Consider the following 11,637-nt stretch of genomic DNA (forward strand, 5'->3'; position numbering starts at 1 on the left):
CGCCCACGCCGCCGCTACCGCCGGTCACGAGCGCGCGCTTCACCGACCAGCGGGCCCGCGCCCGGCGCCGGCACGAGCGCATTCAACACCGCACCACCGACGGGCGCCATTCGCAAACGTTTGCCGAAGGGTTGAACTATTTACGGACAAGCTCTTATTTGTTACCGGCATGTGGGCAGCATTGCCAAAACGGTTTTACAACTTTGCGCGGCAGTATACCATCGGGTTTTCGCGCTTTTCACCATCGACACATGACTGACACCTCCCTGCAAACTGCACCGCATGTCGATCTGCCGCAGTGCGACGTGCTGATCATCGGCGGCGGTCCGGCCGGATCGACGTCGGCTGCGCTGCTCGCCGAAAAAGGCTGGCGCGTCGTCGTTCTCGACAAGGACGTGCATCCGCGCTTTCATATCGGCGAATCGTTGTTGCCGATGAATTTGCCGCTGTTCGAACGCCTGGGCGTCGCCGACCAAGTCCGTGCGATCGGCATGCCGAAGTTCGGCGCCGAATTCGTTTCGCAAACCCATGGCGATCGCGCGATCACGTATTATTTCAATGACGCGCTAGACAAGAATCATCCGTCGGCGTATCAGGTGCGGCGCTCGCAGTTCGATCACATTCTGCTCAACAACAGCGCGGCCAAGGGCGCCGAAGTGCATCAAGGGACGCGCGTCGATGACATTGCGTTCGATGCTGAGGGCGCTGTCGTCAGAGCACGCGCCGCGCAGGGCGACGCGCTGCGCTGGCGAACGAAATTCGTTCTCGATGCCTCGGGACGCGAAACGTTTCTGGCCAGCCGCATGAACCTGAAACGCCGCAACAAGCGCCACAACAGCGCGGCCGTCTACGCCCATTTCGAGGGCACGGAGCGGCGGCCTGACGCCGACGCCGGCAATATCAGCATCTTCTGGTTCGCGCATGGCTGGTTCTGGCTGATTCCACTGTACGATGGCGTGACCAGCGTTGGCGCTGTGTGCTGGCCGTACTACCTGAAATCGCGCAAGACCGACGTCGAGACTTTTTTCCGCGATACCATCGCGCTTTGTCCAGGCGTTGCCGAGCGGCTGCAAAACGCCAGCCTCGTCAGCCAGGTCACCGCGACCGGCAATTATTCGTATCAGGCGACGCGCATGAGCGGCGAGCGTTTTCTGCTCGTCGGCGACGCCTTCGCGTTCATCGATCCGGTGTTTTCGACCGGCGTTTACCTGGCGATGCAAAGCGCGTTTTATGCCGCCGATGTCGTCGATGACTGCCTGAAAAATCCGGCCGTCGCGCCAGTGCGCATGCGCGAGTATGAAGAAGGCGTGCGCGCGGCGCTGAAAACGTTTTCGTGGTTCATCTACCGCGTCACGACACCGGCGATTCGCGATATGTTCATGGATCCGATCAATCTGTTCCGCGTGCGCGAAGCCGTGCTGTCGCTGCTCGCCGGCGATGTGTTCCGCAAAAGCTCGCTGAAAGCGCGCATACGCGCCTTCAAAATGCTGTATTACCTGAAAAGCGCGGTACAACTGCCGCGCAGCGTGGCGGCGTATCGCACGCGGCAGCGTAACCTCAGAGGTTGACGGGCTTCGCCAAAGCGGCCGCGATCGCAAGCGATGCGGCGGCGCCGAAACTCACGGTCAATCCGATTGCGCGCAGCACCGGTATCTCGGAGAAAGCCAGACAACCAAACGCCGTCAAGGTGGTCGCACTGCATACCAGTAGCGACAGCAGAGTGCGTCGGCGCTCTTCGGGATCAGCGGGCGCGCGGTGAAAAAACAGCGAGTAGTTGAGGCCGATGCCGATCACGAGCAGCAGCGAGACGAGATGGAATAGCGTGAGCAGTTGACCGAGCGCGAGCAGCGCGGCGATGGCGATCAAGGCCGCGAGCAGCACCGGGAGCATGACGCGCGCCACCGCCCGCGCGTTGCGCAAACCGATGGCGAGCACCATCACGATGACTGCCACGCCTAGCGCAACCAGCCGTAGCGATTCATCGCGATAGCTATTGACCATCGCGTTCGACTCGGCCTTCAAATCGATCAGGGCGATACCCGCATCGGCAAGTTCGGCAGCCGCCGCGCGCAGCCGCGCTTCATCAACCCCGTGCAATGCGATCAGCGCGATCCAGTCGCCGCCGCTTTCGAACAGCAGCGAGCGCGTTTTCAGCGCCAGCGCCGAGCCTTCGAGATCGGCGAGCGTGATCGGTGCGCTGATTCTTGCGCGAGCGACATCCTTCAGGAAAGGAGCAAACGATTCAGGCTGGAACGGCGTATCGCGCATCGCGGCAGCGAGGTTACTTCGCAGTGCCGCCTCGTCCGGCAAAGCGGCGCGACGGCGCAACTGCGCATCATTGCTCGGCAAATAACGTGCAGCGAGATCGAAACCGGCGATCACCCCGCGCGCAACCCAGTCATCGAGTTTCGCCACAGCGCGCTCGCTTTTGATCTGCGCGTTTTCCTGCGTGGCTCCGCGGGCGACCAGCAGAAAGCGCACGTCGGGCGCTTGCAATTGGGCGCGCAATTGCTGGTCGAGAACCTTGGAGTTTTCGGCAATCGGACTCAGGCGCTCGAGATCGTCGCTCCAGACCGCGGGATAGCGCGAAGCGATGAAGATAAGTGCGACGATAGCCGCCGGCCAGATCAGCCAACGCAAGCGCCGCGCGCCTGCCACGCGCTCGATCGGCAGCCTGGCTGCAGCTTCGAACACGCTGAACTCGCGCGGCGCGAGCGACGGCAACACCCAGCGGGTCACCAATCCGGCCGCAAGCACGCCGGTAAAAGACAGCACACCGAGCTGCGATAGACCGTTGAAGCTCGACAGCAACATCGCTGCCGAGCCAAAAACGGTGGTCAATATCGCCAGCCGCAGCGTCGGCCAGACGCGCCGCAACGTGTCGCCGACGCGCTCATTGCGCCGCACGTGCGTGAACAGATAGCTCGGATAATCGGCTGCCTCGCCGATCAAGGTGGCGCCGAATCCCAGAGTGATGCCGTGCACCGAGCCGAATGCCAGACCGACGGCAGCGATGCCGACGAGGAGGCCGGTTGCGACTGGCAGCATGCCGAGGGCAACCACGAGCAGCGATCGATATACTGCGAACAGGATCAGCGCAACGATAATGCCGGCGATCAGCGATAAGCGCCAGGCGTCGCCTTCAATGCGCTGTCTTGACTCGGCGGCAAAGACGCCAGCGCCGGTCATCAACACCCCGATGCGCGGAAACTGGGCGGCGGCTGACTTGATGACGTCGATCGCCTGTTGTTGCCGATCGACGTCGAAGCCGGTCGCTCGCGTCTCCGCAATCAGCAGCGCGCGCCTGGCGTCGCCTGAAAACCAGACGCCGAACTGCATGGCCGGTCCGCTGCCCGCAAGCGGCGCGACGAGTTGCAGCAATTCCCCGGTCGGGTCCGCGGGCAGAATCGTCCTCAGCATGCCGCCCAGCGGCGAAGCCAGGATTTGCAGGCTATCCTGCAGCGCGTCGCGCAGCCCCTGTTCGCTGAACCGCTGCGGTGTAACCTTTGGACTCAGGAGATAGCGATGCCGCATCAGCAAATCCCGCTCGCGCGCAAGCAACGCCGCATCGCCGTTGCTGACCGAAGCGAACAGCCCGCTGGCATCCAATTGCGCCGCGATTTTCCGGCTGGCTTCCGCAAGCGCTTTCGGCTCATCGCCTTCAAGCGCGATCAGGATCAACCGCGAGGCGACGCCGTCGCGCAACTGATCGATCAGGAGACGCTGGTTTGCCGTTGCCGATTCGGGCAGGAATGCCGTGAGGTCAGCGACGATCGGGGTGCGCGAAATCAGCCAGGCGCTGGTTGCGAGGACGAGCAGCCAGACCAAAAGCGCGGCGCGGGGATAAAATTTCATGGCGCATTGTCTGCCGGCAGCAGCGCTGGACGAGCAATTGGCAGGGAAAGGCGATCGGCTCGGGCTTACGTATTTTGGATGCGATTACCTATCTACCGACCGGTCGATAAAAGGATGGTTAACCGGGATTTCAACGGCTCCCCGAGCGGTGCTGACGGAGCTTGCGCTGCTGCAGGATTGTATTTCAGCGGGGAAATCGATCGCGCGCTCAAGGCCGTTGCGCGGCGGTTACTGCGGCGCGATCGTCATCACCGATTTATCGCCGCCCGGCTCGAATACGACGACTTCATCCACCGTGCTGCCGGCGCCACTCAAGCGGACCGTGCTGATTTGCTCCGCCATTTGCACGTCCAGCGGTTCCAGGTTCAACACCCATGCGTCGCGCGCGCCGCGCAGTTCGGTGCGATAAAAACGCTGTAGCGTTTGACCGTCGCCGGCCAGGGTCGCGCGTATGCTATCGACGAAAGCACGGATGACGGGGTAGGCATCGAGCGAAAGATCGCGTTTTTTACCTTTGCTTTCGACGCGCACATTCACGCCGGCAACCGTGTAGCGCTCTTCATGGGGCGAGAGCACGTGCTTCTCGATGAAATCGGGGCGCTTGTAGTTCAAGGTTCCCGACAGCGTTAGAGGCTCCTTCAATATCGCGACATATTTTTTTTCCGTGAAGCGCAAGCTGGTCGAAGGCACAGCGGACATCGCGGCCATCAGGTCGGCGAGTTTCCAGCTATCGGCGGCGTGCGACGGCGCGCCGCAGCACAGAGAAAATGCCAGCATGATTTGCCAGACGTTGCGGAGCGCTCGTGAAATGCGGAGGGATTCGGGTGCGCCGCGCAACGGAAATTTGAAGCGTCTTGCCGCTTCGGGCGCGCTTTCCGGCTCGCGACTGGCAGCGATGGAAAAAACATCACTCCGATTCATCGCCCCAGAAATCGTAGAAGTTGAACCAGTTATACGGCGCAGTCCGGCAATAGTGCTCGAGCCGCGTCGCGTATGCTTGTACCCAGCCGCATATCTGATCGCTGCGCTCGCGGCGGTCGAGCGCGACTTTTTCCGCGAGCAGCTCGAAATGAATCTCGTATTTCCGGCCACCGCGATATAAACCGAAAGCCAGCAGAACCGGCACCTGCACGATCGCCGCGAGCACGAGCGGACCTTCGGGGAACAACGCCAGCTTGCCGAGAAATTCGCAGGCCACGGCTTTCTCGCCGCGCATGGCGCGGTCGCCGAGTATGCCGACGATTTCACCGCGCTCCACGCATTCCCTGGCGCGCAGCAGACTTTCCGGACGCCCTGCGACGATTACTCGCGTCGCGAGGCCGGGTTGCAACCGATGCAGGACGCTCGTTACTTTTTGTGACTGGTGTTCGTTTGAGAAAACGCTGATCTGCAGCTTGCGGTCGAACATGCCGAGGGCGCGCAGCACCTCGAAGCTGCCATGATGCGCGCCCAGCAGCATACAACCGCGCTGTTGCCGCATGACGGCGTCGAACGTTTCGAGTCCCACGATTCTGACGTCGAAATAATCGTGGCGCCCGGCGAGCAAATAGATGCGGTCCTGCAAACACGATGCGAACGCATGGTAATGCTTGAACACATCCGTTATACGGGCGCGCCTGCCGAGCGCGCGATCGAGGTAGCGGCGCGACGCGCGGCGCGCGTATGGGGAAAACAGAATGAAATACCAGCACAGCGGATGCAGCAATAGACGCGTAACCGGGCGGCCGAACCTCAGCGTCATCCAGGTGATCAGGCGCATGGCAATGCTGCTGCCGCGCTCGGGGCGGTTGAGCCAGACTTCGCTGTGTTGCGAGTCTAGGCCGGCGTCTTGCTGCATCGCAATTTCCCGGAGGCGATCAAGGCCGAGCCGGCGGTCATCCGGAAACCCAGCGTCGTCTCGTCAACGCGTGTAAATGCGATCGCGAAGCCATGACCCGGCGCGAGCGGCGCATGAAACTTAGCTGCGGCAACGCCGGTGAATCGCAGGCCTGGGCCATATACGCGTTGCACCGCGCGCCAGACTTCGGTCAACGCCACGACGCCGGGAACGATGGGCCTCCCCGGAAAATGTCCGGGCAGCGCGGGATGTTCGCGGCTGATGACGCCGGTAGCGATGCCGCTCATACCTGTTCGAGTTGCCTGCGCGAGCAGTCTGTCGCGAGTTCGCGCATCGTCGAACGCGTCAGCTTACCCATGGCGGTGCGCGGCAGCTCGTCTACCATATAGAGAGGCCGCGGCAGAAAAACGGCGTCGATCGATTGGCGCAGTTGCGCGATGATTTCGGGCGCGCGCAGGCCAGGGGCCACGGCGAACGCGATCAACCGTTCGCGGTCGCCGTTCTCGGGCGCATAAAACACCGCGTCGATAACGCCCTCAATGCCGTTCAGCGCCGCGTTGAGAGCCTGCAGCGACGCGCGCTTGCCGGCGATCTTGACGAGATCCGAGGTTCTGCCATGCAGGGTGAATTCGGTATCGCTGTGCAAGGTGATCGAATCGCCGAGCGGCATGGCCTCTTTCAGATGTCCGCCGAAGACAAAAGTGCGATCGGCGCATTGCCGCATCGCCAAACCTTCGCACACCCGCCAGCGCGGTCCGCTTGTCGTTCGACGCGTCGCTACCCAGCCCGATTCGGTACAGCCATAGATCTCGTAAAGCGGCGCCCGCCACAGCGCTTCCGTGCGATGCGCCAACTCCAATGGCATCGGCATGGTGGCGGACACCACCCCTTCCAGTTCCGGTAACGCGACTCGCTCGGCGGCGCACGCGCGCACATGCAGCGGCGTCGTCATCAGCCATCGGGCAGCCGGTAATCCGGCAAGCGCCGCGTGTATATCAGCCGGTAGTAGAGGCCTCCCGGCGTGCACCGCGCAACCCCATTGCAGCGGCAGCATGACGGTGGTTTCGATGCCGTACATGTGTTGCGCCGGAATGGTGCCGACGATCGTTTTCGCGGCACCTTTTTCAAAGCCGAGCGCTTTGCCGAGCGCCAGACCGCTTTCGACCAGCGCGCGCCAGGTTTTGGCGTGCGCGACCGGTGCGCCCGTGCTGCCCGACGTAAATGTGATCACGGCGATTTGCCCGCCCGAAACGTGCGGCACATCACTCGCGGCGCCGCACCACGCCGCTGCCAGCGAGATCGCTTCGAGATCGGCAGGCGGCTGGCAGCTATCGAACAGGCAATAGCTTTGCGCGTGTTCAGTGTAGACCTGGCGCACGACCGCAGCAGCGCTCGATGGCGGCAATAGCGTGATTTGTTTGGAGATCAGGGCAGCGGCGAAGCCGAGTAAAAAGTTGTAACGATCCTCGCACAGATTCAACACATGGCGCCTGTGCGGCAAGCGCTGCGCCAATGCGTGCGCCCCCTGCGAAAACTCGGCCGCGCTGATCGCGATGCCGCCGCGGTAGGCCAGAGCATGGCCCGGTTCGAACCCACGCAGCAAGGGATAGCGCATCATGGACGGAATGCGTCGAGCTCGCGTATACGCCGGATCACGTGCAACGCTGAACTGTGCGGATAGCGGTGGTAGCGCAAGCGGCGATAAACGAATTCGCCGAAAAACAGAAGCCCGGCAAACAGATAGCTGGTGTCGTTGAACAGGGCCCAAAGCTCCTGCGGGGCGAGCCAGGCAAGCGCCGCGGAAGCCGTAGCTATCAGTGCGAAGAACAGCGTCCAGATCCAGGTCAAACGGCGCGTGTAGTGCGCAAGTTCGACGGGCAGCACGCCGCGGTCGATGCGCGCGATACGGCTGATGAAAGGCTCGCGATGGCCCAGCAGCGTACGGCCGAACAGCCAGCACAAAAGCGCATTGACGACGATCGGCGGGAGGTAAAGAAGTAGGCGTGGATCGAAATCAGCGAACGACAGCGGCGCCATCAAGGCTGCCGCCGCAATCCAGACTATGCGGACGCGGCCGAGCAGGCCGGCGCATGCGGCCACAACAAGAATCGCCACAAGGCCATACCTCAGTTGCGATCCGGAAACCGCGATATGCGTGAGAACGAAGTAGGCGACTACCGGCGCCACGGCAAGCGCGCGCGACGCTTTTGATCGGGCGGCAGGTTTCACTTAGGATACGCGGCGCTGTTCGATATGCGCGGCGAGATTGCGCAGTGAGGAAAAAATCCGCTCGTTGTCGGCGTCGTCGGAGCGCAACTGAAAACCATACTTTCTGGAAATCGCCAGCGCCAGTTCCAGCATGTCGATCGAATCGAGCCCCAGGCCTTCGCGAAACAACGGCGCATCGGGGTCGATGTCGCCGGCCGCGACTTCCAGATTCAGCGCGTCGACCATCAGGTTCGCCAATTCGCCCTGCACGTCCGGGTTGGGGTTCATATCGATCGTTTTCATAGGACGGTTGTAGCTCCATCGTCAACGCTTATTTTACCCGGGCGGCGATGCGAAACAAAGCGCGGGCAGCGCAGGCGCCCTGCAAACGCATATGCTGCGATCAAAGCGCGCTCAAGTTGGCGCGGATCTGGCGGTCGAGATTCTGGATCCAGCCATTGTAGTTCTTGTGTATCGTTCCGCCTTCGTAATCGAGGTTCGCGCTGTCTTTGTAAGTGATGTCGTAAGTCTTGTTGTTGTAGGCGATATCGACATTTGCGGTATGAGTGCGCAGATTCAAGGTGCCGGCGATCAAACCCGGCTTGACCAATTTCATTTGCCAGCCGAGCGCCGCACCCGCGCGGCGAATCGCATCGCCGACTTCATCGAGCGTTGCTTTCTTGTTGCTGACATCCACCGGCGCATTAACGATGTTGTACACGGGTACACGGGTCGCACACGCCGAAACTAAGGAAAATACGAGCGCTGCTAGGACGAACTTCAAAAACTGATTCATGGTTTCTCCTTTTTGCGATGCATCATTGCGAACGGCGCTCATCATAAAGAGCGAGTGTTCATTGTTCAAGCTTTTCCGAGCACTGCGCGCCAAGCCATTGCTTATTGAGCATAACTGTAAGCGCACGCTGCATCTCGTGGCACAAGCAGTTAATCAGCCACGATCCGCCGCCAACTTGCAAGCTTGGTTTCGAACGGGACGGTGAATGCCGGGCTTGACGATGGCAGCAGCAAGATCGCATAGCCCTGCCCGGCGAATTGCGGTGCGCAGCGGGCGGCGGTTTTGCCGTTGAAGCACACCTTGTTGAGTGGCGGCGCGCGGCGTTTCAAGAGCGCGAAGTCATTGTGCCGGGCATTGCGGATCGCCGAATCCAGACTTCCGTTGCGCTCGCAGTGCGCGATGATGTCCCACAGACCGATGCGGTGCGCGAGCAACGCGCCAAGCCGCGCGCGATAAGGCAGCGCCGCCAAATCGCAATCGAGCACTGCTGACATCAGCCGCCAGAACTGGTTATGTTTATGCGCATAGTATTGCGCCGCATTCAGCGAAGCCTGGCCGGGAAAACTGCCGAGGATCAATGTTTCGATACGCCGATCCATGACCGGCGGCAGACAGACGTTGGCGCTGCGATCCTGAAGCTCGGACATCGGACGGGGTTCGATCGACCTGCGGTCCCTGATCAGGGCCCGGATCGCGCGATTATATCGCGGCGATTTTTGCCGCACGGGGATACCGTGCAATGCAGTTCGTATTCCGTACCGAAGCGTTCCTTAGGCTAAAATACTGGCTGCCGTTTTTTCCAGCCCTGCATGACACAATCGAAATTGCCGCCGGCCAGTCTCGCCTGGAGCGTTTGGGGGCTGGCGGCCATGCTGTATCTGATCGGTTTCTATCAGCGCGTGGCGCCGGCCGTGATGACCGGCGAGTTGTCGGCCGAATTCGGCCTCAGCGCGGCAGCGCTCGGTAATTTGTCGGCGTTTTATTTTTATAGCTATGTCGCGATGCAAATTCCGACCGGCATCATCGCCGACCGCTGGGGACCGCGCCGGCTGCTTACGCTCGGCGCGGCGATCGCAGCAATCGGCACACTGCTTTTCGCGATCGCGCCGACTCTCGCCTTCGCAAATCTCGGTCGCCTGCTGATAGGCGGGTCGGTGGCGGTCGCATTCGTTTGCATGCTGAAGCTCGCCGGACACTGGATGGCGCCTCGCCAGTTCGCGCTGGCCTCGGGGATGGCGCTGTTCGTCGGTATCGTCGGCGGCGTATTCGCCGGCGTGCCGCTGCGGCTCCTGGTGTCGTCGTTCGGCTGGCGTCCGGTCATGTTCACCGGCGCCATGCTGACAGCGGCCGTGGCCATTGCAATTTGGGCTCTGGTGCGCGACGATCCTGTCGAGCGCGGTTATAAAAGCCACGCGCCGGATGACCATGCCGGTACCGGGATACCGTCGGCGCTGGGTGGTCTTTTGCGTGTGCTGAACTATCGCAATAGCTGGCTGCTTTTCGTGATCGCCGGCGGCGTGGCCGGGCCGGTCCTGGCTTTCGCCGGACTTTGGGGCGTGCCGTTTCTGACCACGCATTATGCGATGAGCGGCGCAGAAGCCGCCGCCATCACGTCGACGCTGCTGGTGGCCTGGGCGATCGGTGCGCCGGCGCTCGGCTCGATATCGGACAGACTCGGGCGCCGCAAGCCCTTGTACGTTGCCGGCTGCGCGATCGCGACAGCGGCGTGGACCGTCGTTCTGTTCGTGCCGGATCTGCCGATTCCGCTGCTGCTCGCACTCCTGATCGTGATCGGCTTTGCGTCGGGCAATATGGTGATCAGCTACGCGTTCGTCAAGGAATCGGTGCCGATCGCGATCGCCGGCACCGCGACCGGTCTGACCAATATGGGTACGATGCTGGGGCCGATGCTGCTGCAGCCAGCGATTGGAGTGATGCTCGATCGGCACTGGCGCGGCGCGATGGAAAGCGGCATACGCTTTTACGATCTCGCCGCATATCGCGCCGGCTTTGCGCTGATGCTCGGCTGGGCGCTGCTGGCGCTGATTTTGATTTCATTCACTCGCGAAACCTTTTGCAAGCAAAACACATCGACCATGGGAGAACAGAACCAATGAAGACCAGCCCCCGCCCGTTGCTGCGTGAAATGTTCGACGCCGCTATCGCCGCCGCCGATCCAGCGCATTGCCTGCCCGTGCATCTCCCGCCGCCGCCGCGCGGAAAGACCATCGTCATCGGCGCCGGCAAAGCCGCGGCCAGCATGGCGAAGGCTGTCGAAGACAACTGGCAAGGCGAGCTGCAAGGCCTGGTCGTCACGCGCTATGACCACGGCATGGCGTGCAAGCGCATCGAGGTCGTCGAAGCCTCGCACCCGGTCCCGGACCAGGCAGGCCGCGACGCCGCGCAGCGCATTTTCAATATGGTGCAGAACCTCAGTGAAGACGATCTCGTGCTGTGTTTAATTTCCGGCGGCGGTTCGGCGCTGCTGTCGCTGCCGGCGCCCGGTCTGACGCTCGAAGAGAAGCAGACGATCAACAAGGCGCTGCTGAAAAGCGGCGCGAACATCAGCGAAATGAATTGCGTCCGCAAGCATCTGTCCGCCATCAAAGGCGGCCGGCTCGCGGCGGCCTGCGCGCCAGCGCAGGTCGTGACCTTGCTGATTTCAGATGTGCCGGGCGACGATCCGGCGGTCATCGCATCGGGGCCTACCGTCGGTGATCCGACAACGTTTAGCGACGCTCTCGCGATCCTCGAAAAATACAAGCTGAGCGAACCCGCGGGCGTCGTCGCGCATCTGAAAAAAGCGGGCGACGAAACGCCGAAGCCGAACGACCCGCGGCTGGCGCGTGCGAAAACCGTTATGGTCGCCACACCGCAGGATTCGCTGGAAGCGGCCGCCGAAGTGGCGCGCAAAGCGGGCTATGCGCCGCTGATACTCGGC

The 11,637-nt window shown here is 62.0% G+C and carries 12 protein-coding genes; 3 read left to right on the plus strand and 9 right to left on the minus strand.

Annotated features, from left to right (window positions below; genetic code table 11):
* Positions 1-251 precede the first annotated feature (251 nt).
* Complete coding sequence (locus H0V78_07625) at positions 252-1,568, plus strand: tryptophan 7-halogenase (GenBank protein MBA2351646.1); 1,317 nt, start codon at positions 252-254, stop codon at positions 1,566-1,568.
* Here H0V78_07625 and H0V78_07630 read toward each other — a convergent pair.
* The 9 genes from H0V78_07630 to H0V78_07670 form a co-directional block, all read right to left on the minus strand.
* A complete protein-coding gene (locus tag H0V78_07630) occupies positions 1,558-3,855 on the minus strand; it encodes an MMPL family transporter (GenBank protein ID MBA2351647.1) in 2,298 nt (765 codons plus the stop codon). The genes H0V78_07625 and H0V78_07630 overlap by 11 nt on opposite strands.
* Before the next feature lie 228 nt (positions 3,856-4,083).
* Positions 4,084-4,632, minus strand: a complete 549-nt coding sequence (locus H0V78_07635; protein MBA2351648.1) for an outer membrane lipoprotein carrier protein LolA — start codon at positions 4,630-4,632, stop codon at positions 4,084-4,086.
* A 130-nt stretch (positions 4,633-4,762) separates the two neighbouring features.
* A complete protein-coding gene (locus tag H0V78_07640; protein MBA2351649.1) occupies positions 4,763-5,692 on the minus strand; it encodes a lipid A biosynthesis acyltransferase in 930 nt (309 codons plus the stop codon).
* Complete coding sequence (locus tag H0V78_07645) at positions 5,671-5,979, minus strand: hypothetical protein (protein MBA2351650.1); 309 nt, start codon at positions 5,977-5,979, stop codon at positions 5,671-5,673. Before H0V78_07645 ends, H0V78_07640 begins: the two co-directional genes overlap by 22 nt.
* Positions 5,976-7,310: an acyl-CoA synthetase gene (locus tag H0V78_07650; GenBank protein MBA2351651.1), complete on the minus strand. Its 1,335-nt coding sequence runs from the start codon at positions 7,308-7,310 to the stop codon at positions 5,976-5,978. The genes H0V78_07645 and H0V78_07650 overlap by 4 nt, the downstream gene beginning before the upstream one ends.
* The gene (locus H0V78_07655) at positions 7,307-7,921 is read right to left on the minus strand and encodes a hypothetical protein (protein MBA2351652.1); all 615 of its coding nucleotides are present in this window, start codon (positions 7,919-7,921) and stop codon (positions 7,307-7,309) included. Before H0V78_07655 ends, H0V78_07650 begins: the two co-directional genes overlap by 4 nt.
* Positions 7,922-8,203 carry an acyl carrier protein gene (locus tag H0V78_07660; GenBank protein ID MBA2351653.1) on the minus strand — a complete coding sequence of 94 codons (282 nt, stop codon included), beginning with the start codon at positions 8,201-8,203 and terminating at the stop codon, positions 7,922-7,924.
* 100 nt (positions 8,204-8,303) lie between these two features.
* The gene (locus tag H0V78_07665; protein ID MBA2351654.1) at positions 8,304-8,696 is read right to left on the minus strand and encodes a hypothetical protein; all 393 of its coding nucleotides are present in this window, start codon (positions 8,694-8,696) and stop codon (positions 8,304-8,306) included.
* Positions 8,697-8,845: 149 nt separating this feature from the next.
* Positions 8,846-9,295, minus strand: a complete 450-nt coding sequence (locus H0V78_07670; protein MBA2351655.1) for a DNA-deoxyinosine glycosylase — start codon at positions 9,293-9,295, stop codon at positions 8,846-8,848.
* 210 nt (positions 9,296-9,505) lie between these two features.
* Here H0V78_07670 and H0V78_07675 point away from each other — a divergent pair, with 210 nt between their 5' ends.
* Both H0V78_07675 and H0V78_07680 read left to right on the plus strand, forming a co-directional pair.
* Entirely contained in the window at positions 9,506-10,813 is a 1,308-nt protein-coding gene (locus H0V78_07675) for an MFS transporter (protein ID MBA2351656.1), read from the plus strand.
* A partial coding sequence (locus H0V78_07680) for a DUF4147 domain-containing protein (GenBank protein ID MBA2351657.1) occupies positions 10,810-11,637 on the plus strand: 828 nt, incomplete at its 3' end. The genes H0V78_07675 and H0V78_07680, both read left to right, overlap by 4 nt.

The organism is Burkholderiales bacterium (assembly GCA_013695435.1).
In the GTDB taxonomy this organism is placed as follows: Bacteria; Pseudomonadota; Gammaproteobacteria; order Burkholderiales; family JACMKV01; genus JACMKV01.